This is a genomic window from Bdellovibrio sp. GT3 (assembly GCF_037996765.1).
Classification (GTDB): Bacteria; Bdellovibrionota; Bdellovibrionia; order Bdellovibrionales; family Bdellovibrionaceae; genus Bdellovibrio.
The window spans coordinates 1,571,666-1,593,284 of record NZ_JBBNAD010000005.1; the positions used below are offsets into that span (position 1 = coordinate 1,571,666).

The window sequence follows — 21,619 nt, forward strand, 5'->3', positions numbered from 1 at the left end:
TCCTTGGGGGAGCTTAGTTATCTAAACCTTACAAGGGGATTCAGAGTGAAAAAGTACGTAGTGATGATCGCATTGATGGTGTCTTCTTCCGCTTTCGCGCAAACCAGCACACCTGAATTCGTTGATAAATTGGTGGACACGATCAACTCTCAGTTGATCGTGATTAATAAAGAGCGTGCTCAAAAGGGTAAAAAACTTTACTGCTCTCAGTTGAACGAAGATCAAGTATTCCTAATCGCAAAATACTTCCGCAGCAAAGATAAGAAGGCTTGGTTAACTCTTGATTCGGTTTCTGCTGACCGCTTTGTGGATCTTGCGGGTTTCAATCTTTCTTGTTACCCAAAACCATGCCCGAACTACGATGACCTTGTGAATGGCATCTGCAACATGAAGTCCTACAAAATGGATCGTGATCTTTTGGATTCCGCTCTTGAGAAAATCAAAGGTGGTAAGTTTACGATCAATGAAACTATGGCGGACATCGCACGCTAAAAGGTACGGACTGACTTTATCCATAAAAATTAGTTTAAGAAAAAGGCTCCTCTTGGGAGCCTTTTTTTATGTGCTCCGTGCCTGCCGCTTAAAAGTCCACTGCACCATCGTGCAGACTCTTACCTGAAATATAAGTCTTTAGGACCTATTTATTTAACGCCTTTAATCCAAGCACTGTGTTTTCCCTACGGGTCTTGTTCTGCCGCTGGGGCGGTGAAACCATCAAGGCAACGGAGGTACACCATGGATTTTGGAGCAATTCTTACCACGCTTCTTTCTGGGTTGGCCGGCGGTAATATCGCCGGATCTTTATTGAAGAAATTGAACCTCGGACCTGCAGGGAATTCCATAGCCGGAATTGTCGGAGGCTTTCTGGGGGGACCAGCAATCACGGGTATGGTGAATCCCATGACTCAAGGGGGAGCGATATTCAGTAATATCGCCGGCTCCGGTATCGGGGGAGCGGTTGTTATGATACTGGCAGGTCTTGTGAAAAACTGGTGGGACAAACGCCAGGCACAGACGAAGTCATCGACCTTTAGAAAAGACCAGGACATCTCTCAGTCCTATACGAAAACGCCTCCTCCTCCTAAATCAAGAGATTATCAAGAGGGGCCACGTCCTTAAAAAAAGAAAGGGAGCCATATGGGCTCCCTTTATCTTCGGCGGAATTGGTTGGTTAAACTAGTAACCAAGAATGTCGACGTAAGTGATACCTTTGGCAACGCTCGAGGAAACTTTCGCGCGTTGTCCTTTGATCACGATACGACCATCAAGAAATAGTTGCTTGAAAGTCGTGCGAGTGATGTTGAACAGGTTCAGATTTTCTTTTTGATTGCGAAGAGCATTCAACAAAACCACATCCAGGCGCTTCGCGGAACGGTGAAGTTCGATTGTCACGCGGAATGATTTTGGGGGTTGTGGTGGAACGTGATTAACGCCTGCGTATTCTTCCATGGGCTCTCCAGATTGAAATAAGGCTGGAAGATGCCATATCTGATGGTGATTTGTCCACGAACTTGGCCAAAGGCCCCTCCTTGGGGGAGAGACCTTGGAAAAAGGTAAAATCTAGCGATAAATTCGGCGGTCAGAGCAAACGAAGGCCAGCTTCGCGCCTTTTTTCAGAGACAAAGCTTTCTCAAGTTTTGGGGAGATGCCGACAAGCTTAACGATTCTAACTTCGCTCACAGACTCCTCGGACCAGTTTTCTTCTTCGTGAATCTCATTCTTTTCAATGGTGGTTTTTGAAATGGTTTTAAATACCAGTTCGCTATTTACTCCATAGGCTTCACTGTAGGCTTGACCAGCAAAAGTGGTGAATCTTTCTTCGATCTCCAACCCTTCGGCTTCCACTGTATAAGGCATCGTGGGAACTCCCATGTGGTTCAAGCGGATTTCATTGCCGTTGGCTTGGATGGCCACACAGCTGCTATCCATGCTGATGCCAGCCATTGCTGTGGAAGTTGCCAAAAGAACTGTAAGGGTAGCGATAACGTTTCTCATAAAATCTCCTTTAAAAGTTTTCTGTGTATGTCTTCGTTGGAGAGGGTTTTATGATAAATAACGCAGCGTGTAAATTAGAAGGTTTCGAAGGTTTTGATCTAACCTTTAGAAGGAAAAGGTGCGGGGATCGTTTTAATTGAATCTGGTGATATATTGGCAGCGCTGGCAAAGGTTTTCAACCAGCTTATTGTTTTTAAAGCCCTTTAAAATACTCATGGAACGTTCGGAATTCAGGATTTCCAGAACCGTGAGGTCCTTAACATTACCCAAAGGGATCTTACCCTCTTTATCCAAACAGCAGGGAACCACGGTGCCGTCTGCCAGCACGCCAAAGTGGCTGGAAAGGCCATAGCAGGTGCCCTTGGTACCAAGGATAGGTAAGTCCACCGAAGGCCATGTGAACTCGGTATCAAAGTGCAAATACAGACGATTATGAATGCGCACGCTTTTGTTTCGGCGCACGTCGATGGCTTCGTTAAAGTTAAACCCAAACTCCGTGCACACGCGATCCAGCATGGATCTGTTGTGAGCACCCGTGCCCAACGGGGCATCCAGATTCCACAGGCGATAGTTGAGATATAAATCAGGACGCTCTTCCAAAGCGCGACGGGTGTAGCGGAAGATTTTGTTTAAATAGATCGTCGGATCCTTGTCGCCGTAGTTATCATGAAAGCTGTGCAGAGAGAAATTCACCTGACGCAGGATCGGGTTCAACAGCAGTTCTTCGCGGACTTCATTCATCAACACGCCATTGGTAACCAGGAATACCGGCACTTGGTGGTTAGCGCAGATTTCGATGAATTGAGCAAGCTTCGGATGCACCAACGGATCGCCCATCAAATGCAGGGTCACCTGATCGGTCAGGGGAGCCACTTGGGAGACCACGCTCTCGAAGGTCTCCAGGGTCATCATCTTCTTCTCACGCTCCACAGGCGGACAAAAGCTACACTGCAGATTGCAGACGTTGCTGATCTCGATATTCACTTTATGAAAGCGTTTGGTGGGTTTGATAGATTCGGCCCTTTTTTAAGTTGGAAAACCAATACCTGCTGAGGCCTTTTTTATCAACCCGCAAAGGGCATCCCCCGGCACGGGACCTGCATTTTAGGAAAACTTATAAATTAGGAGAGTTATATGCGTTTTGGAGCAGCCTTGGGCCTAAAATTGGTGACCTTGTCTATGGTCTTTACAGCACCTTCCTATGCACATACCGAAACTCAGTATCCGAAGATCGAAGAGACCAATAAAATCGCGCACTCGCTTATGACGGTTTTAGGGCAGTGTCCAAACCGCTTGTGGCCGGATCTTAAGCTGCAAAGTATGGATATCCTGTTGATCAATAAAGAGATGACCCGCCAGATTCTGGTGTCTCCTAAGAGTCAGACTATTTCGACAATACCGAATGAAGAACTGCCGCCTCACGTTTTTCAAACTTCCTATTCGCGCATTCCTTATCAGGGGCGTGAGATTCTGTATGTGGACAGCCAATTTGGTGTTTTTAAGCCCGGTCTTCCCAGCAAAGCCCTTGAGTTGGCCATTCATGAAGGTTTTCACATGGTCGATCAAAGATCGTGGGCTGAAGAAAAAGCTCGAGTGCGTGGGACTTGGGTTCCATTGTTGGTTCAGCCGCGCATTGCTCGTGCGATGTTGTACAAAAATTTAGTATTGGTTGCAAAATCAAAAGGGGATGTTCAGGTTCATCTACAGAATGCTCGTTATTGGTATGACGAATGGCTGAAAGCTGACCCTACAGAAAAAGCCATGTCAACCGATCAACGGGAAGGAACAGCTCGCTATGTTGAAGCTGTCGCTGAAGTCCTGAAAGCACGGGGATGTAGTGCAACCGAAGAGGAAATCTCGAAGGATATTATTAATTCGAGCCTGTTGAATGGTCACCATGCCGTTGGCTTCAGAGAACTTGATACTGAAGGTTACTTTGTTGGCGGCGTTGCGAGTTTCATTCTTCGCAGCCAGTATTCTGCGGTAGACTGGCAAAGTCGCGTTGCTAAAGGCGAAACTCCAGTCGAAATTCTTTTAAAAGACATCGCGCCATTGGCGGAGACTGCTGATTCCTCGTTGGTTGCCGGAATCAATAAAGAGCTGAAAAAATTAAATGATAGAATCAGTGAAGATCTTGCGCCAACCCGCAATTTGTTGAAGCAGGAAGATGTTGTATTTGTTTCTGTGCCAGCAGCGGCGCTGAAGACAAGCTTTTCACCCAAGGGTTTTTACCTGGGCCGTGATGAAGGGCTTCGTTACACTCCGCTGGCTAAAGAGTTAAAGTTTCAATTTCAAAATCAACAGAACAGTTTGTTGGCAGACCCCAATTCCGTCTTTATTCGCTTTCAAGCCGGCGTGCCTTGTGAGTTGGGTTGGACTTTCGCTTTGAAGTCTGCAGATGTTATTGCTCGGGCAGGTGTGTTTGAAATTAAATCTGAACTTTTCAGTGGAAGAGTCGAGGGAGTTGTGATGAAAGACACTTCGAATCGCCCTTGGATTTGTGTGCAGCCGTAAAACCGGCTACACGGGCGTATCTAGTCGTAGGCTTCCATTGTTTTCAGCAATGGTGAGTTGTCGCCGGCAGGGTAGAGGCGGTCCTTGCCGATGCGTTTTTCCGCATCTTCAATATCTCTTAGTAGAATCATCTGTCTTTTTTGCAGGGCTTCGATTTGTTTGTCAGTCAGATTGTCGCCCACGACTTTACGCCATTCTTCCGCCGTTGTTTGGCGCAGTTTTTCAACGACCTTTTGATGCGGCATGAAGGCATTGATATTCATCTGCAGCTCTGAAGCGTCATCTTTCAAGTCTTTTAATTCCTGCTTAAGCGCGGCCTCCCGGCCTTTGCCCTGGGAAAGTTTGGCGGTGATCTCGGCCTGTTTTTTTAAGTTTTTTTCCAGTCGATCCACGCGATTGTTGAAATGCGCGAGGGGTTCCGTGGATTTTCCGTTGTCAAAAGCAAGGCCGTGATCGATCGCCACAACTTTGCCATCTGATTTTTGCAGATAGTTTCGTCCGTGACGGTCGCCATTGGCGATAAGATAGTCTAAGAAACCCAGTTCTGCAGGGTCGCCCTCGTAGTCTTCACTGTTTTTGAGTTTTTTAAGATCTTTCACGCGGTATTGGACGGCTCCTTCTCTGCCATTCATTTCTTTTTTAACTGTGACAGGCACCGATTTTAAACCAAGGTACTTATCAACTTGATAGGCCGCCACTTCATTGTTTGCGGTATTTGAAACCCACGAGTTGTCGGTCGCTTTCCAGACACCTTCCATGCCGTTATCGTACTTAACATACTGGGCTCCGAAGGTCCCTTCGCCCACGGTTTTTCTGGAGATAATGGTACCTTCAGATAATTGCTTCTCCAAGGCAGACATGTTGCTGGAAGTTTGAACTGAAGCCTTGCTGGCCTTGCCGGAAGCCGGCGTCGTTGTCGAGACCGATTTCCAATTATTGTCAGCGGCATCAAGTAAAGCATTGCGCTTTTCGGTGGCGACCATGGTTTTAATATGCGTAGACAGTTCGTTCACCAAGCTTTGTGGCATCGCGCCTAGTGCCAGAAGCGAAGCCGACAGCAGACAGTTGTCCTTTTCGACTTGCTCGGCTGTTGGCGCACTCACGCAGGCGTTGGCTGCCTTCAGTGTAGAGAGCTTTTCACTGAAGCAGGCTTGATGAGTCACTGCCGCCATACTTGCGAAGTCAGCACCGAGTGCGGCTGACTTTAATATCTTCATTCCGTTCAGCGAAACCATTCCTGTGGTCCGTGCCAACGTGGAGGTTTCAACTGCACGAGCGGTGGCGGCGCCCACTTTTCCTAGTACGGCAGCGCCTCCGCCCATCAAGAGTGAACCCACCATCACGCTGTTATTCAGGTTGTCGGCACCCTCGCCATAGCGGGCATTTGCATGACATGCCACTTCAGAGAACGCGGGATTGGATTTTAGAATTGCCGCACTTAACGCTGGATCGGCAAGGAGTTCGTTGCGGGCCGCACGGTCCAAGCCTTCGGCGCCTTTTTCTTTTAAAGCGCTCTTAAGCAGATCGCGATTTGAATCAAGAATCTGCTGGGTTGAGGAGTAAGCATTTTTCAATTCACTTTGCAGTTGTGAAACCGGTTTTTCATCCTTGCTGCTGGCATAGTCCTCAATGACTTTCTTCAGGCTTGGTGAACCGGATAAGGGAATCGCGCTTAAGATAGCCTGATAGGACTGACGGTAGCCGATCCATTCTTTGCAGGCTTGGTAGCTGGCACCCTTAGTGGTGCCTTTGGGGTATTGACCTTCCAAGGCTTCAAAACTTTGTGGGCACACGGGAGTGGAAAGTGTTGGATCGCTGACGATCTTTTTTCCAAGCTCCTGGGCTTTTTGTCTGGCGAATCTTGCCATCGTAAGTTTTGATTTTAAGTCACTGGCTGCAAAATTCTTGTCGAGGTCTTTGACTGCAGATTTTGCAAAGTCACTTGCACACTGCAGTTCGCGCCCTTGTTGCTCGGCCAGTAGCACGAAGTAGTGGTCTTCCTGGCTTTCAGAAATGTTTTGGCTGATTTTACCAAGTTCTTGCGAGGATTTTTTTAGGGTATTATTTGCGGGCTCGCAGGCGGGGTCCACAGGTTTTGTGGAAACTGGTTCGCACTTTTTGCCAGTCAGTTTGTAGGCCTGTTCAGAAAGGGCTTCCAAAGGACCCGCTTGCACGGGTCCTGAAAAGATTGAAATCAGGCAAAATAAGAATGAAAAAGAGTTCCGCATTCAAGGAAACTCTTCGGAAATATTCATTGGTTAGATGAGCTAAGATGGTGTCTTATTTTGAATCATGTGAGTTGTGATAGCTGATATTTCCCTCGGGTTTGTCCGGATTTCTCGAGTAAATGCTTTTGCCTTCTTTGATGGTTTCCAGAACCTTGATGTTAATCAGTTGTGCCGGTGGGATCGTTAAGGGGTTCTCGGAAAGGATCGCGAAATCCGCCAGTTTCCCCACCTCCAACGATCCTTTCGAGCCTTCCTCAAAATGTTGGTAAGCTGACCAGAGGGTCTGGGACTTCAATGCGGTCAATGGATCCACTCGCTGCTCGGGACCCAGGACATAGTCACTACGGGTTGTGCGATTGACTGTGGATGCCAGGACGCGAATGGAATCTGGAAAAACCACAGGGGCATCATGATGGGAGGTAAACTTCATATTTTCTGCCAGCACCCAACCTGTCGGTGAAATATTTTCGGCACGCTCTGGCCCCAACACCGAGGTGCGATGCCAGTCACCCCAGTAAAAGGTGTGCATCGGAAATAGGGACGGAAATATTTTAAGCTTTTTTAGATCAGCAATCTGATCCTTGCGTAAAGTTTGTCCATGAATTAGTACCGGTCTGACATCGACACCGGGATATTTTTTTTCGGAGATTCTTATGGCAGTGATCAATTGATCAATCGCGCGATCACCATTCGCATGAGTGATGATCTGCCAATGGTTTCGTAGGGATTGTTCAAGTACTTCGAGCACCTTGGCGTCAGGAACCACTTCGTAACCTGAGTAGTTTTTAGGAAGGCCTTCGGGAACTTTATAATACGGCTTAGTGAGCCATGCCGTTTTTGCCTGTGGCGATCCATCCAAAGTCAGTTTGACACCGCCGATACGAAAGCGATTTTGATACTTTGGTTTTTGTGTGGTGTCGTGAAAGTACGGGGCCTTCATCAGCTCCTCTGTTCCTGGAGTGAGAACGTCAGGATAAGAGACGATATCCACATCAAGTCTTTTGGATTTGGCTGCTGCGATGTTGGCGGCAATCTGTTCGGGAGAGCTTCGTCCGTCTTGAACGGTGGTGTAGCCATAACTTTTATATATTTTTATTCCGGCTTCCAGCATTTCTATTTTCTGGGACTCGGTCATCTTGGGAAAAAGTTTTACCAAGCTTAAAAAGAAAGCGTTTTCTTCCAGGACGCCATTGGGTTCAGAATTGGATTGGCGACGAATAACGCCTCCTGGGGGATTCGCAGAATTTTTATTCACGCCAGCCATTGCCAAGGCCTTGCTGTTTGCTACACCAAAGTGTCCTGACTGATGCATGATCACAATCGGTACTTCAGTTGAAACTTTGTCCAGATCCTGGCGTGTCGGGTGGCGCTGTTCTTTTAGCTGGGCATCGTCATAGCCCATACCCAATACCATCCCGTACTTTTTCGGGGTGGGGGAGGCTTTGATGTATTCAGTCAGAGCTGCCTGTAAATCAGGAATGGAAGTGATGGGGCCATCCGGAGGGGAAAGTAGATTTGCGCTGATCGCCTGTTGTCCCACCATGGATACGTGAGAGTGGGCATCAATAAAGCCGGGCAGCAGAGTTTTCCCTTTAAGGTCAATCAGGCGGGTGGCTGCCGATTTGGTTTTTAAAAGATCTTTCCTGGCACCCACCGCGGTGATCTTTCCATCACTGATGGCAATGGCTTCGGCCTGGGGAAGTTTGTCGTTCATAGTAAGAATCGGACCGCCGTACCAAATGGCATCCGGTGCTTTGGCGTTTGCTTGAAATCCCAGGATCAGAGTAATTGCTGCAATCAATCTCATGGTTACCACCTCAGCTTATTCCCTCAAAGGCGGTACGGTTTGTAATCAGATTTAGTGATGTAGTTTTGCAAAAGTTGTTATAAGGGTGGCAAAAAAAAAGCCCCCGAAAAATTCCGAGGGCTGGATTGAACTCATGTTGTTGAGTGAAACTATTGAACAGCTGGTCGAGAGTTGCCTTTGTTGCTGTTGCTATTAGTATTATTTTGCGTCGGAGCACTGTCTTCGGATTCCGTATCGGCGCGGAATTCTTTGCAGTAGCGGTCGTTAAAATCCACCATGACGTCCTTCATGTTGCCCAAAAGATCGGAAGCGTTTTCCACTGAAGTTTGCAAATCCAGGATTGTTTCCTTTTTGATTACACCACCTGATCGGTAAAGAAGGGTTGCGGTCAGTTGTTGGGATGTTTCGGCGCCCGTGTTTTTTGCGTCATAGGCCTTTACCTTTGCCAGGATTTCTTCTGGAGAAAGACCGTCAGCAATTCCTTTGTCGAAGATGGCCATTTTTTCTTTTGTGGGATCTTTGGATTTAGAAACGCCACCTTTTCGAGTCGTCTCTTTCGATGCAATGGAGTATTTGATTATACATTTTTGAGGAAACTCTTCCGCTGAAACTGTGTTGTTAACGGCTTGAAAGGTTTTCTTTTTCAAAGTTTCAGCATCCATTCTTCCGACAGGAGGTTGCGCTTTCTTTGTGCCAGACTTCTTTATCTTAATGGATGGTTTTTTTTGAAGTGCAGAATCGATAACATCTGCAGCAATTTCTTCTGAGGCAGCATCGGGTTGAATAACTTCGCCGTCGCAGATCGCGACACCGTTATTGATTAAAAGGCTTGCGCCGTCTTTACAGGTATATTTTTTTCCATTAATAACGGCTACGTTTTCTGCGGATGCGATTGAAAACGCCAGCGTTGAAGCTGCAATTAATGCGATCTTTAGTTTCATAAAGCCCCTCTTTTAACCAATGTTAACAATAAGGGGGGCGGGCTTAAAGTTTGTCGAATGGAACTGGACTTATTTGGTTGTTTTAGCGGTATCTTAAAGTAAAAAAAAAGCCCCCGGGGTCTCCGAGGGCTTCGTATGGATTTCAAATTTTTGAAAGCGATTACATCTGACGAGCGCGCTTTTCAACCGCAAGGGCCGCTTCCCGCACGACCTCAGACAAGGTCGGGTGGGCGTGGAAAGATCTAGCCAGATCTTCGCTGCTGCCGCCGAACTCCATACAAACGATCACTTCGTGGATTAGCTCAGAAACACTTGGACCCACCATGTGGGCGCCCAGGATTTTGTCTGTTTTCTTATCCGCGATGATTTTCACGAAACCTTCCGTGAAGCCTTTCGCGCGAGCACGACCATTGGCCATGAACGGGAATTTACCCACGTTGATTTCGATGCCTTTTTCTTTGCATTGCTCTTCAGTTAAACCCACTGTCGCCACTTCGGGGTGAGTGTAGATCACGCCCGGAACTGTGTTGTAGTTTACGTGACCTGCGCCACCAGCCAGCATTTCTGCAACTGCCACGCCTTCTTCTTCCGCTTTGTGCGCAAGCATTGGTCCTGCAATTACGTCACCGATGGCATAAATGCCAGGAACCGTTGTTTGGTAGTGGCCATCCACTGTGATGCGACCTTGTGGATCTTTTTGGATACCAACGTCTTCAAGCCCCAAGCCTGTTGTGAATGGTTTGCGACCTGTCGCCACAAGTACGACTTCAGCTTTCGCCGTAGTCGCTTTACCATCCGTCAAAGATTCATAAGTCACTTCAACACCGTCACCAACAACGTTGGAGCCGGTCACTTTGGTAGAAAGAAGGAACTTCATGCCTTCTTTTTCCAAGTTGCGCTTAAGCACTGTCATACAATCTTGATCAGTCGGTCCACCCAGACGGTTGGTGTACTCGATCACTGTCACTTCAGCACCCAGGCGTTGCCATACTGAACCAAGTTCAAGGCCGATCACACCGCCACCAACTACGATCATTGTTTTTGGCACTTTAGGAATGATCAAGGCACCAGTATTGGAAACGATTCTTTTTTCGTCGTATTTCAAGAATGGCAATTCAACCGGCACGGAGCCGGAAGCGATCAGGATTGCTTTTGTCGTCAACACTTGTGTGTTGCCGTCGTCGCCTTTGACTTCGACTTTGCCTGCGCCCAGGATTTTGCCGAAACCGTTGAAGCCTGTGATTTTGTTTTTCTTGAAAAGGAAGCTGATGCCATCTGTGTTGGCTTTAACGACTTTGTCTTTACGACCCAGCATCGTTTCAAGATCCAGCTCCACCTTTGGAACTTTGATACCGTGAGCAGCGAAATCATGTTGAGCTGCCTGGTAGTGTTCAGAGCTTTCAAGAAGAGCTTTGGAAGGGATGCAACCTACATTCAAGCAAGTGCCGCCATAAGTTTTGTCTTTTTCAACAACCGCAGTTTTAAGACCCAGTTGTGCCGCACGAATTGCGCCCACATATCCGCCGGGACCAGAACCGATAACAATAAGATCAAATTGATTGTCTGCCATAAATGTAAATTCCTTTGATGAACACAGAAACGGACCTATTTTACTCAAAATAAGTCCGTTCCATATATACGCTATATTAGCACTGATGGTCACTTAGAATTCATGACACGCGTCATGATGTAGTGTGAAAAAACAACCAAATTACAGCTACTTAGGTGGTTGTTTGGGCTTTGGGGCTTATACCATAGTCTTAAGCAATCCACCGTCGACTCGCATCGCGGAGCCGGTGATGGCAGAGGCCTCATCAGATGCCAGGAAAGCCACCGCATTGCCGATCTCTTCCGTGCGGATAAACCTTTGAATGATTGAAGTCGGGCGTGCTGTTTTAAAGAATCCCTCTTCCACCTGTTTTTCGGTCAGTCCATCTTTTTCAGCGAGTTGTTTCAGGAAGGTCCCAACTCCTTCGGATTTTGTGGGGCCGACCAAAACAGAGTTCACAGTGACATTCGTGCGCGTGGCCACTTCAGCCATGCCGCGGGCTAAGGCGACCTGTGCGGTTTTTGAAACTCCGTAGTGAATCATCTCGGTGGGGATTTGCATCGCAGATTCGCTGGAAATGAAAATCACGCGGCCGTTATTCTTTTTGAGCATGCGCGGGAAGTAGTGGCGGGATAGTCTTGCTCCCGACATAAAATTCCCATTCCACATTTTTTCCCAGTCCGCATCCGTGATGTCGGCGAATTCTTTGGGTTCAAAGATGCCAAAATTATTTACCAGTACATCCACTTCAGGAAACTTTTCAATTAATTTAGAGGTGCCAGCGGTGGTGGTAAGATCTGCTGCCACACCGTGAAGGGAGACTTTGTTTGCGCCGGTTTTGATCAGTTCGTTGATGGCATTATTGACACGTTCTTCGGAGCGTCCATTGATGATCACATCGAAACCTTTTTTGGAAAGGCATTGTGCAATTGCGAATCCGATTCCTGCCGTGGAGCCAGTGACTAAGGCTAATTTGTTGCTCATGCTGCACCTATCTTTTTCTGACGATCACGTCGATGGAGTAGTGGTTGTAGTTCAGGAAAAACAAAACCACGGTGTAAAGCAGAATGTAAATCATTTGGATTCCCACCATGTCCCAGTTTTGAATCAGGCAGCTTCCCGCCATGAGCATGATCATAAGGGCAAGTCCCGCAATCAGCGTCGGAAAAGTGAACAGACCCAGAATTAACAATAAGCCAATGGCTGCCTCTAAGGGTGGAATGGCATAGGCAAAAGCCACAACCGACCATTGTGGCAGGGGAGCATCCTTAAATGTGTCCGTGATCCAAGTGATGAATTTGCTGTAATTGGCTCCGAAACGAACGACGCCATGAAGAAAAATGTTAATCCCCAAAGCAATCCGCAAAATAGAAACAGCAATATCCTGATGGTTCAAATTCATGATGGGTCTCCTATCCATAAAGAGATAGTAGACCTATAAAAAGGCGCCTGCAAACTCGCACGTTTTTTGATACGCAGTGTGTATCAAAAAACGTGCGAGTTTGCAGGCGCCTTTCCGGAGATTGTCCGGGGTGTTCGGTTGGCGGCGGTTAGTAGGAGGAGACTAGGCCGCGGCTGTCGGTGTATGTTTGGACGGCGACGAAATCGAATTGACCTTTCTTGGTCAGGTCGCTGGCGATGTAGGCCACAGTGCCTGGATTTTGTGGATCCACTTTGGCCAGGTGATAACCGACATATTTGGGAGTCTTGATAGTTAGTGTGTAGCTATTTGTGATTTCCCATTTAACATCCACTTCGAAGTCGACGATTTCCTCGATGATCCCCGTGTTCAAGGCGATCAATCCACCTTTGGAGTCTTTAAATTGGAAGCTCATTCTGTCGACTCTTAAAGCCTGACGGATGAAACTGCCATTTTTGGTCAGATAGTTCATGCAGGCTTGAGGGAAGTAGGACGAATAAACCCAGTCGTAAAATGCCAACTCGTCCAGGTACTCCACTGTTGCGCCCTCGATGTGCACATCCAAAGTTTTTAGTTTGGTGAAACCTGTTTTGATTTTAAAAAGGGGAGTTCCGTTCCCCGCGATAATATTCGCGTCCATCCCGGCGCTGAGTGACATGTTTTTGGCGATGTCTGGCATTTCTGCCGCTGTGGTTTGATAAAGATTTGTCGGCATACCTTCAAATGTTGAAGGGAAGCATGTTTTTGATGGAGACACCAAGCGCAGTTGCTCTGGTGAACCAGACAGTAATGAGCCCACGCCCACATCTGCCAAAGGCTGTTGAAACGGGATGTAGCCTTGATCCGCAATGAAGTTGTCATATTGTGTTTTCGGACTGCATGCGATCATGCTACCAAAAGCCAAGCCTACTAAAATTACCTTTGTTCCAACTGTTCCCATCGTTAGTGCCTCCAAGCAGGTGGAACTATCGGCGAGAGTTTTCATGACTTAAGTCTGGCTCGTTTTGTTCAAACATTTTACAGGACGACGCGAGAGTTGAATAAATTCGAGTTGAGTCAGTATCAAAGTGGAACTCGAAATATTTCGATCAGAGTTTAGATAGAAACAAAAACATTCAGTGCTAAGTAATCACTGCATATAAGGTAAATTTTAAAAATATTTTTGAAGTGTCGTGATCTGAATAGTTAACGTGATCGAATTTTTGAAATGTTACTATCGAAAAAACAAAACCCCGCGGGGTGCGCGGGGTTTTCTATTTTATACTTCTAGTAGTAGTCTTTCAGGATCTTCCACAAGCTCCTTGATCTTAACCAGGAAGCTAACGGCTTCTTTACCGTCGATGATTCTGTGGTCGTAAGTCAAAGCCACGTACATCATTGGGCGGATTTCAACTTTACCATCGATCGCCATTGGGCGGTCTTGGATTTTATGAAGACCCATGATTGCTGATTGTGGGAAGTTCACGATTGGCGTTGAAAGTAATGAACCGAACACGCCACCGTTTGTGATGGAGAAAGTACCGCCACCCAAATCGTTTGGAGAGATCTTGCCATCGCGGCCCTTAGCTGCCAAATCACGAATCGCCAGTTCAATACCTGCCAAAGACAAAGTATCTGCATCCTTAACGTTTGGAACCATCAAACCCTTCTCTGTCGATACCGCGATACCGATGTTGAAGTAGTTGTGGTATTCGACGTCAGTGCCAGTGATCCAAGCGTTCACCGCAGGGAAGGCTTTCAAAGCTTCAACAGAGGCTTTTACAAAGAAGCCGTTGAACCCAAGATTGATTCCGTATTTTTCTTTGAACTTGTCTTTGTACTTCGCACGAAGCTCCATCACTTTCGTCATGTCGATTTCGTTGAAAGTCGTAAGAAGTGCCGCAGTGTTTTGCGCTTCTTTTAGTTTTTCAGAGATACGTTTGCGGATCGTCGTCATCGGAACAAGTTTTTTATCACCTTGTTTAGATGGGCCTGTCGCAACCGGTACCACTGTTGGTGCCGCCGCTTTTGCTGGGGCTGCAGAAGGTGCTGCTGCTGGAGCTGATTTTCCTGCTGTGCCTGGAGCGGCACCAAGAACATCACCCTTAGTCAAACGACCATCTTTACCAGTGCCAGCCACTTGGGATGGATCGATCTGGTTTTCAGTCACGATTCTTTGAACCGCTGGAGAAAGATTAGGATTGGATCCAGCAGGGGCAGCCGCAGGGGAAGCAGATGTTTGAGCTGCAGGCTGAGCAGGTGGCGGAGGAGGTACAGAACCTTTTTCCGCTGGTGCTGCCGCAGGGGCATCTGCAGAGGCTTTAGCGTCTGTATCCAAAGTAGCTACCGTCGCACCGATCAATACCGTTGCGCCGGCTTCGCTGCCAGGAAGGATAGTCAAAACACCATCGTTTTCAGCGACAACTTCAACGCTCGCTTTATCAGTTTCAAGAAGCATCAAAACTTCGTTACGTTTTACGAAGTCGCCGGATTTTTTCGTCCAGCTGCCAATCGTCGCTTCAGTGATCGATTCGCCTACTGCGGGAACTTTAATCTCTTGTTTCATGTTGCTTATCCTTTAGCTAAAGATGCTTTTAATAATGTCAGCTTGTTCCGTTTTGTGTCTGTGGATGGATCCCACAGCCGGAGACGCCTTTTCAGGACGGCCCGCGTACTCAAAACGCAGTTGCAAACCAGCTTTTTGTACCACTTCAATGAACTTGAAGTAGACGTGCTGGAAGGCACCCATATTTTTCGGTTCTTCCTGAGCCCAGATAAGTGTCTTCGCTTTAGGATAGCCCTTAAGGATTTCCGCCACTTGACGAGCTGGGAATGGATAAATCTGCTCAAGGCGAACCAGAGCGACATTATCCTTTTTGGATTTTTCTCTTTCATCCAGAAGTTCATAGTAGAACTTACCGGAAACAAACACCACCGTGTCCACTTTGGATTTGTCAGTGTTATCAGCCAGTACCGGTTGGAAGGAACCATTCGCCAGATCCTCAATTGGTGAAACCGCCTTTGGATGTCTCAACAAAGATTTTGGCGTCATGATCACCAGAGGTTTTCTGAAATCACGAACCACTTGGCGACGAAGAGCATGGAAGATCTGTGCTGGCGTCGTCAGGTTGCACACTTGCATGTTGTACAAAGCACAGCTTTGCAAGAAGCGCTCAAGACGGGCAGAGCTGTGCTCTGGTCCCTGGCCTTCGTAACCATGCGGAAGCAAAAGAACCAAACCGGACATTTGCTGCCATTTGGATTCTGCCGCGGCAATGTACTGGTCAATCACGATTTGCGCGCCATTGACGAAGTCACCGAACTGGGCTTCCCACATCACCAAAGTGTTTGGATCCTGTACCGTGTATCCATATTCGTAACCCATTACGCCGTACTCAGACAGAATGGATTCTGCCGCCAAAAGTTTTGCGTTTGGATTTGTATCAGCCAGAGGGAAGAATGCTTTATTTGTTTTTACATCGTACATACCCGCGTGACGGTGAGTGAAAGTACCGCGCACGCAGTCTTCACCAGTCAAGCGAACGGATTTGCCTTCAGAAAGCAAAGAACCGTACGCCAACAATTCGCCCATACCCCAATCAACCGAAGTTTTACCGGAAGCCATGTCTTTGCGGCTTTCCAGAAGTTTGATCAACTTAGGATGCGGAGTAAAGTCAGCCGGGTAAGAAGCGGCTTTTTCACCGATCTGTTTTAGTTTCGCCAGGTCAAAGCCCGTGTTTACTGGTTTATCAGCATCGGCTTCAACACCTTTGCGAAGTCCTGACCAGTTGCCATCGAACTTGAAGTTCTTAAGCTTAGGAGACGCTTTTTTGGTGTCTTCAAAAATCTGTTGCAGACGATCCATCGCTTTTTGATAAAGTTCGTCCGCGGTTTTTTTATCAATACTGTTTTCGCCAGCCAATTTCGCGGCATAGATTTCGCGAACTGTCTGGTGGGCTTTGATCAGATCGTACATCAATGGCTGAGTGAAAGCAGGTTCGTCACCCTCGTTGTGACCGTATTTACGGTAACAGATCAAATTCACAACCACGTCTTTGCCAAATTGCTGACGGTAGCGAACCGCGATGTCCATCGCACGAACACAGGATTCAACATCATCACCGTTACAGTGAAGGACCGGTGTGAAAGTCATTTTTGCAGCATCAGAAGCATAGCGAGTGGAACGAGCATCTTTAGAGCCCGTCGTGAAGCCCACCTGGTTGTCGATGATGATATGGATTGTACCGCCAGTAGTATGCGAATGAACGGCTGCCATTTGCATTGTTTCCTGGATGATACCTTGGCCCGCGAAAGCGGCGTCTCCGTGAATCAATACGCAGACGGCACCTTTTCTGTCGCCACCGTTCAGGTCTTGGGAGGCACGAGTGATCCCCAAGGCTACTGCATTCACAGTTTCCAAGTGAGAAGGGTTGTAAGCCAGAGTTGCTTTAACGGAAGAACCGTTAGCCGCTTTCTTCTCGGATTTATACCCCAAGTGGTATTTTACGTCGCCATCGAAGTCTTCGATTGGTTTTTCAAGTTCCAACGGACCATTGAAATCACCAAAGACGTACTCTTCGCCCTTGCCGAAGAAATTCACCAGCATGTTCACGCGTCCACGGTGGGCCATGCCCATGTGGATCTCTTTCACGCCAACCGCAGAGCCACGCTCTACCACGGTGTCCATCATTGCCAGAACTGAATCCGCGCCCTCAACAGAGAAACGCTTTGTTCCCACGTAACGGGTGTGAACGAATTTTTCCAAAGTTTCTGCCTTCGTCAAAGAAGCCAGAACATTTTTCTTTTCTTCAGGGGATAGTTTGAAGGACGGAGTTTCAAACTCTGCCAATAACCATTTGTATTCTGCTGCCGTAGCATCAGAAGCTTGCAATGCGATTTTACCGCAGAAGGATTTTTGCAAATGCGCGATCAATTCTGCCAGGGTTGCATTTTGTTTTCCAACCAAAGCACCAATTTGAAATTTTGCATTCAAATCTTTGTCGCTCAATCCGAATGTCTTCAGATTCAAAGCTTCGTTGGCTTCGGGTTTGTAAAGGGGATTCAAATCCGCTTCAAGATGTCCTTGCGCGCGGTAAGCTTGAATCAACTGAAAGACTGAAAGCTCTTTGTCGGACATCCCGAATTTGCCGGATTGAGCAAACTCTACTCCCTCAAAGAAACTTCTCCACTCTGGAGCTAGCGTTTCAGGCTTTGCTTTGAAGTCACCATAGAGTGCTTCAATGTATTCAAGATTTGAACTGTTGATACCATTGTTGTTCACGGAATTCCTCACTTTACGCAGTCCCTTGTTTTTTCCAAAAACTCGCGCATTTGTAACGCATTAATGCATAGCAAAAATTCAGAGTTTTCATATTCAAGGATGCACGGTCATGATAGCTCTGATTTTATTGAAATAGAAGGAGTTTAAGCGTGTATAAGTTGGTGCTAATTCGACACGGTGAGAGTGTTTGGAATCAAGAGAATCGCTTCACAGGTTGGCAAGACGTTGATCTTTCCGAAAAAGGTCGTGCCGAAGCTGCAAAAGGAGGCAAATCACTCCACGAAAAAGGCTTCCAGTTCGATATTGCTTATACAAGCGTACTAAAACGCGCGATTAAAACCCTCAATTTCGTTTTGGACGAGATCGATCAAGTGTGGCTTCCTGTCCACAAAGAATGGCGCTTGAACGAACGTCACTACGGCGCTCTTCAGGGACTTAACAAGGCAGAAACTGCAGCCCGTCATGGGGAAGAACAAGTTAAGATCTGGCGTCGCAGTTACGATGTTATGCCACCTGCTATGGAAAACAATGATCCCCGTCATCCTTCGCACGATCCGCGCTACAAAAATGTGCCCCCGGGACTTTTGCCCAGCGCAGAATCCTTAAAAGAGACGGTTGCGCGCTTTCTGCCGATTTGGAACGAAACTATTGCTCCTAAAATCAAATCCGGCCAAAAAGTCTTGATCGTGGCCCACGGCAACAGCTTGCGTGCTTTGATGCAACACCTTGAAAATATGACACCAGATCAGATCATGGGCGTGAATATGCCGACGGGTATTCCGCTAGTGTACGAACTCGATAAAGATCTAAAGGTGATCGGCAAGGAATTTGTCGGTGATCCGGATGAAGTAAAGGCAGCGATGGAAGCTGTCGCAAATCAGGGAAAAGCAAAATAGTTTTCATAGGGGGATTTTTAGAATCCCCCTTTTTTTTTGACCCCGCCTTGACAGTTTTTGGATCGATTCCATAGTTAATTATGAGAAGTGATCCGGAAGCTTCCTCGATTTTAAGCTAAAATCTCTCTGACAATGTCAGAGCAATTTTGAATTTATTAGGAGGATTTTATGTCAATGCGTTCATTATCACCATGGTCAAACCGTCGTCCATCTAACGATATCTTCAGTCAATTTGAAGAGTTCTTTAATGATGTGGATCGCGCTCGGACTGGTGCTCCTACTCGGGCAACGATGGATTTTTCACCCTCCGTAGACATTGAGGAAAATGAAAATGCCTATATCGTAACGACTGATTTGCCGGGCTTTAAGAAGACATTAAAATTGAAATGGCCGACAACGTTCTGACTATTTCAGGTGAACGAATGAAGGAAGCCGGAGATAAAAAATACTCCGAGCGATCTTACGGCAAGTTCCAAAGAACTTTCTCCCTGCCAGTGCATGTGGCGGGTGACAAGATCGAAGCTTCTTACAAAGACGGCGTCCTGGCTGTGACTTTGCCAAAAGCCGAAGGAACAAAAAGCCGCTCGATCAAAGTACAATAATCCGCCTTCGCCAAGGCTACGGCGTGACAGGCCCGCTCCGTGCGGGCTTGCCACGCCATAGCTCGAAGAGCGACGGCGGGGAGTGCTTAGCTAAAGTTTGAGGTTGGTAAGGCAAGTCTGCAGGGGTTTCACCCTCCAGAGGCTGCAATGCTTTTCCTCCAATCTCTCCCGTGCGTTTCGTTGTTATTCTCCAATCCTTCCTTCGACCTTTTTGGCCTCGAAGTTCCTCAGACCTGCCTTATCAATCATCAAATTTTAGCTAAGCACTCCCTCATTCCGATGCTAAGATCGGAGTGCGGGGGGATTTTATGGAAAAAACGCAGAAAGAAAAAATGTTGGCGGGTGAGTTGTACATGGCGGATACAGCCCTTCAGGCAGAGCAAGTATTGGCTCAGCAGGAAGTCATGGAATACAACCAATCCAGCCCTGCAGATTCAGAACTTCGCAGCAGTCTATTAAGTCGAATTTTTGGAAGTGTCGGGGAGCGGGTGGTGGTTCGTCCTCCGATTCAAGTTGATTACGGGTTCAATATTTCCGTCGGTTCACGCACTTTTATCAATTTCAATGCGGTATTTTTAGACTGCAACAAAATCACCATCGGCGAGGACTGTCAGATTGCTCCTGGAGTGCAGTTTTATACGGCCACTCATCCACTAGACGCAAAAACCCGTAAAAGCGGTCTTGAGTCAGCGTTACCAATTACGATTGGTAACAACGTTTGGTTAGGCGGAGGCGCCATCATCTGTCCCGGCATCACAATCGGTGATAACACGGTTGTTGGAGCTGGTTCCGTTGTGACGAAAAACCTTCCAGCTAACGTTTTGGCCGTCGGGAATCCTGCAAAAATAATTAGACAACTGGATTAGGTCCTTTCAAGAGTTAACAGTTCCCTTTTGTATTGCGCTGCGGAACCGCAGCGGTTCTGCAGTGAGTTGATCAGCCATACATACATGGTACGCGCGTTCATTCTTGGAAGCTGCCTTCCGAGCAAAATCAACATGCATCTCATTGGTATGGTTATTTGTCGCCACGAGTGTTGCTGAGTCGTTGCAAACTAAGTTCCATTTTTTGAATGCATCCGAATTCAATTCGATTGGACTCTATAGAAGGGAACTGTTACCTTTGGGGCATGGTTTTAATTCGTGATATTTCCACTCTATTGACAATGGCGGGGGCGGCATCCAAAGAAGGGCGTCGTGTGACGGAAGCTGATTTGGGGATTTCCCAAAAGCAGGCGATCTTAATCGACAAAGGCGTCATTCAATGGATCGGGGCTTCAGGCAAAGTTCCAAAACAATACACGAAATCTAAAATCAAAGAAATCAGCGCCAAAGGTTTGACCGTGTTGCCGGGTTTGATCGAGTGTCATACGCATTTGATTTATGCTGGTAATCGCGCGGCTGAATTTGAAATGCGCAATCAGGGAGTTTCTTATCAGGAGATCGCTGCTAAGGGTGGCGGTATTTTGTCGACGATGAAAAATACTCGTCAATCTTCTGTCGCAGAACTTGTTCGTACGGGACAAGAGCGCATGGATCACTTTGTTTCTCAAGGTGTGACGACGGTTGAAATTAAATCTGGTTATGCTCTTAATTTAAAAGACGAGATGAAGGTTTTGCAAAGCGTGCAAAAGCTTGAGGGCGCTCGCACAGTTGCGACGTTCTTGGGGGCCCATGCTCTGCCACCTGAATTTAAAACTTACGAATCCTATCTTCAACATTTGGGCGATGTGGTTTTGCCACAGGTTAAGAAGAAGAAACTCGCTTCACGTGTTGATGTGTTCATCGAAAAAGGATTTTTTCCCTTGGAGGAGTCCGAAAAATATCTGCGTAAAGCGCAGGAACTTGGTTTTGATATCTTAATCCATGCAGATCAAATGACATTGTCGGGTGGGGCGGATTTAGCGGTGAAGCTGGGCGCTTTGTCAGGTGACCATCTTTTGCAGATCACTCAAAAAGAAATCAAAAACTTGGCGAATTCCAATGTCACTTGTGTGATGTTGCCAGCCGCTGACCTTTATACAAAAACAAATTATCCAAAAGCCAAAGAACTGATCGAAGCCGGCGCTCGCGTGGCCCTTGCGACGGATTTCAATCCAGGCACTTCTCCCACACAGGATTTGAATTTGGTGGGCTTGCTGGCACGTCTGGAAATGAAGATGACTTTGCCACAGGTGATCGGTGCCTACACAGTGGGTGCGGCTCATGCATTGAATATGCAAAACGAAGTGGGTTCGTTGGAAGTTGGCAAGTCTGCTGATATTTTGTGCATTGACCAGAGCTGGGATTGTTTATTCTATAGTGTCGGTGAACGACCTCAAAAGATGGTTTTCTCTCGAGGGAAGAAGATCTATGACAGTCTTAAATAACCCATTGCGTCAGAAAATTTAAGAATCTTACATAAATTA

Annotated in this window: 20 protein-coding genes; 8 read left to right on the forward strand and 12 right to left on the reverse strand. The window is 47.0% G+C overall.

Annotated elements, in window-relative coordinates:
- Window positions 1-45 precede the first annotated feature (45 nt).
- The gene (locus AAAA73_RS15070; RefSeq protein ID WP_340599301.1) at window positions 46-492 is read left to right on the forward strand and encodes a hypothetical protein; all 447 of its coding nucleotides are present in this window, start codon (window positions 46-48) and stop codon (window positions 490-492) included.
- Window positions 493-735: 243 nt separating this feature from the next.
- Window positions 736-1,119, forward strand: coding sequence for a GlsB/YeaQ/YmgE family stress response membrane protein (locus AAAA73_RS15075; protein ID WP_340599302.1), 384 nt, complete (start codon window positions 736-738; stop codon window positions 1,117-1,119).
- A 57-nt stretch (window positions 1,120-1,176) separates the two neighbouring features.
- On the opposite strand, the gene AAAA73_RS15080 is transcribed toward AAAA73_RS15075, so the two are convergent.
- From AAAA73_RS15080 to AAAA73_RS15090, 3 genes are all read right to left on the reverse strand, one after another.
- Window positions 1,177-1,449, reverse strand: coding sequence for a hypothetical protein (locus AAAA73_RS15080; RefSeq protein ID WP_340599303.1), 273 nt, complete (start codon window positions 1,447-1,449; stop codon window positions 1,177-1,179).
- A 111-nt stretch (window positions 1,450-1,560) separates the two neighbouring features.
- Window positions 1,561-1,995: a hypothetical protein gene (locus AAAA73_RS15085; protein ID WP_340599304.1), complete on the reverse strand. Its 435-nt coding sequence runs from the start codon at window positions 1,993-1,995 to the stop codon at window positions 1,561-1,563.
- Between the two features lie 132 nt (window positions 1,996-2,127).
- Window positions 2,128-2,979, reverse strand: coding sequence for a radical SAM/SPASM domain-containing protein (locus AAAA73_RS15090; RefSeq protein ID WP_340599305.1), 852 nt, complete (start codon window positions 2,977-2,979; stop codon window positions 2,128-2,130).
- Window positions 2,980-3,129: 150 nt separating this feature from the next.
- Here AAAA73_RS15090 and AAAA73_RS15095 point away from each other — a divergent pair, with 150 nt between their 5' ends.
- Window positions 3,130-4,509, forward strand: a complete 1,380-nt coding sequence (locus AAAA73_RS15095) for a hypothetical protein (protein WP_340599306.1) — start codon at window positions 3,130-3,132, stop codon at window positions 4,507-4,509.
- Window positions 4,510-4,529: 20 nt separating this feature from the next.
- On the opposite strand, the gene AAAA73_RS15100 is transcribed toward AAAA73_RS15095, so the two are convergent.
- From AAAA73_RS15100 to AAAA73_RS15140, 9 genes are all read right to left on the reverse strand, one after another.
- Window positions 4,530-6,737 (reverse strand): hypothetical protein, encoded by a 2,208-nt coding sequence (locus tag AAAA73_RS15100; protein ID WP_340599307.1) that lies wholly within the window; start codon window positions 6,735-6,737, stop codon window positions 4,530-4,532.
- A gap of 52 nt (window positions 6,738-6,789) precedes the next feature.
- Window positions 6,790-8,544, reverse strand: coding sequence for an amidohydrolase (locus tag AAAA73_RS15105; protein WP_340599308.1), 1,755 nt, complete (start codon window positions 8,542-8,544; stop codon window positions 6,790-6,792).
- Window positions 8,545-8,693: 149 nt separating this feature from the next.
- A complete protein-coding gene (locus AAAA73_RS15110; RefSeq protein ID WP_340599309.1) occupies window positions 8,694-9,485 on the reverse strand; it encodes a hypothetical protein in 792 nt (263 codons plus the stop codon).
- Window positions 9,486-9,645: 160 nt separating this feature from the next.
- Window positions 9,646-11,055 (reverse strand): dihydrolipoyl dehydrogenase, encoded by a 1,410-nt coding sequence (gene lpdA, locus AAAA73_RS15115; RefSeq protein WP_340599310.1) that lies wholly within the window; start codon window positions 11,053-11,055, stop codon window positions 9,646-9,648.
- A gap of 177 nt (window positions 11,056-11,232) precedes the next feature.
- Window positions 11,233-12,018: an SDR family NAD(P)-dependent oxidoreductase gene (locus AAAA73_RS15120; RefSeq protein ID WP_340599311.1), complete on the reverse strand. Its 786-nt coding sequence runs from the start codon at window positions 12,016-12,018 to the stop codon at window positions 11,233-11,235.
- A 7-nt stretch (window positions 12,019-12,025) separates the two neighbouring features.
- The gene (locus tag AAAA73_RS15125; RefSeq protein ID WP_340599312.1) at window positions 12,026-12,436 is read right to left on the reverse strand and encodes a DoxX family membrane protein; all 411 of its coding nucleotides are present in this window, start codon (window positions 12,434-12,436) and stop codon (window positions 12,026-12,028) included.
- Window positions 12,437-12,584: 148 nt separating this feature from the next.
- A complete protein-coding gene (locus AAAA73_RS15130) occupies window positions 12,585-13,439 on the reverse strand; it encodes a hypothetical protein (protein ID WP_340599313.1) in 855 nt (284 codons plus the stop codon).
- A gap of 273 nt (window positions 13,440-13,712) precedes the next feature.
- On the reverse strand, window positions 13,713-14,999 hold the full coding sequence (gene odhB, locus AAAA73_RS15135) for a 2-oxoglutarate dehydrogenase complex dihydrolipoyllysine-residue succinyltransferase (RefSeq protein ID WP_340599314.1): 1,287 nt from the start codon (window positions 14,997-14,999) through the stop codon (window positions 13,713-13,715).
- A gap of 12 nt (window positions 15,000-15,011) precedes the next feature.
- Complete coding sequence (locus tag AAAA73_RS15140) at window positions 15,012-17,714, reverse strand: 2-oxoglutarate dehydrogenase E1 component (protein ID WP_340599315.1); 2,703 nt, start codon at window positions 17,712-17,714, stop codon at window positions 15,012-15,014.
- 149 nt (window positions 17,715-17,863) lie between these two features.
- Here AAAA73_RS15140 and gpmA point away from each other — a divergent pair, with 149 nt between their 5' ends.
- The 5 genes from gpmA to hutI all read left to right on the forward strand — a co-directional run bounded on the left by gpmA (window position 17,864) and on the right by hutI (window position 21,580).
- A complete protein-coding gene (gene gpmA, locus AAAA73_RS15145) occupies window positions 17,864-18,610 on the forward strand; it encodes a 2,3-diphosphoglycerate-dependent phosphoglycerate mutase (RefSeq protein ID WP_340599316.1) in 747 nt (248 codons plus the stop codon).
- Between the two features lie 168 nt (window positions 18,611-18,778).
- Window positions 18,779-19,015: a hypothetical protein gene (locus AAAA73_RS15150; protein ID WP_340599317.1), complete on the forward strand. Its 237-nt coding sequence runs from the start codon at window positions 18,779-18,781 to the stop codon at window positions 19,013-19,015.
- Window positions 18,997-19,212, forward strand: a complete 216-nt coding sequence (locus tag AAAA73_RS15155; RefSeq protein ID WP_340599318.1) for an Hsp20/alpha crystallin family protein — start codon at window positions 18,997-18,999, stop codon at window positions 19,210-19,212. The genes AAAA73_RS15150 and AAAA73_RS15155 overlap by 19 nt, the downstream gene beginning before the upstream one ends.
- Window positions 19,213-19,520: 308 nt before the next feature.
- Complete coding sequence (locus AAAA73_RS15160) at window positions 19,521-20,078, forward strand: sugar O-acetyltransferase (RefSeq protein WP_340599319.1); 558 nt, start codon at window positions 19,521-19,523, stop codon at window positions 20,076-20,078.
- A gap of 263 nt (window positions 20,079-20,341) precedes the next feature.
- Window positions 20,342-21,580 carry an imidazolonepropionase gene (gene hutI, locus AAAA73_RS15165; RefSeq protein WP_340599320.1) on the forward strand — a complete coding sequence of 413 codons (1,239 nt, stop codon included), beginning with the start codon at window positions 20,342-20,344 and terminating at the stop codon, window positions 21,578-21,580.
- Window positions 21,581-21,619: the final 39 nt, after the last annotated feature.

Bases quoted from the DNA above. Each gene is read 5' to 3' on its own strand.
- AAAA73_RS15125 (WP_340599312.1), bottom strand. From the start codon at position 12,436: ATGAATTTGAACCATCAGGATATTGCTGTTTCTATTTTGCGGATTGCT.
- AAAA73_RS15080 (WP_340599303.1), bottom strand. From the start codon at position 1,449: ATGGAAGAATACGCAGGCGTTAATCACGTTCCACCACAACCCCCAAAA.
- AAAA73_RS15075 (WP_340599302.1), top strand. From the start codon at position 736: ATGGATTTTGGAGCAATTCTTACCACGCTTCTTTCTGGGTTGGCCGGC.
- lpdA (WP_340599310.1), bottom strand. From the start codon at position 11,055: ATGGCAGACAATCAATTTGATCTTATTGTTATCGGTTCTGGTCCCGGC.
- AAAA73_RS15160 (WP_340599319.1), top strand. From the start codon at position 19,521: ATGGAAAAAACGCAGAAAGAAAAAATGTTGGCGGGTGAGTTGTACATG.
- AAAA73_RS15130 (WP_340599313.1), bottom strand. From the start codon at position 13,439: ATGAAAACTCTCGCCGATAGTTCCACCTGCTTGGAGGCACTAACGATG.
- AAAA73_RS15085 (WP_340599304.1), bottom strand. From the start codon at position 1,995: ATGAGAAACGTTATCGCTACCCTTACAGTTCTTTTGGCAACTTCCACA.
- AAAA73_RS15100 (WP_340599307.1), bottom strand. From the start codon at position 6,737: ATGCGGAACTCTTTTTCATTCTTATTTTGCCTGATTTCAATCTTTTCA.
- AAAA73_RS15105 (WP_340599308.1), bottom strand. From the start codon at position 8,544: ATGAGATTGATTGCAGCAATTACTCTGATCCTGGGATTTCAAGCAAAC.
- odhB (WP_340599314.1), bottom strand. From the start codon at position 14,999: ATGAAACAAGAGATTAAAGTTCCCGCAGTAGGCGAATCGATCACTGAA.
- AAAA73_RS15095 (WP_340599306.1), top strand. From the start codon at position 3,130: ATGCGTTTTGGAGCAGCCTTGGGCCTAAAATTGGTGACCTTGTCTATG.
- AAAA73_RS15150 (WP_340599317.1), top strand. From the start codon at position 18,779: ATGTCAATGCGTTCATTATCACCATGGTCAAACCGTCGTCCATCTAAC.
- AAAA73_RS15155 (WP_340599318.1), top strand. From the start codon at position 18,997: ATGGCCGACAACGTTCTGACTATTTCAGGTGAACGAATGAAGGAAGCC.
- AAAA73_RS15110 (WP_340599309.1), bottom strand. From the start codon at position 9,485: ATGAAACTAAAGATCGCATTAATTGCAGCTTCAACGCTGGCGTTTTCA.
- AAAA73_RS15120 (WP_340599311.1), bottom strand. From the start codon at position 12,018: ATGAGCAACAAATTAGCCTTAGTCACTGGCTCCACGGCAGGAATCGGA.
- hutI (WP_340599320.1), top strand. From the start codon at position 20,342: ATGGTTTTAATTCGTGATATTTCCACTCTATTGACAATGGCGGGGGCG.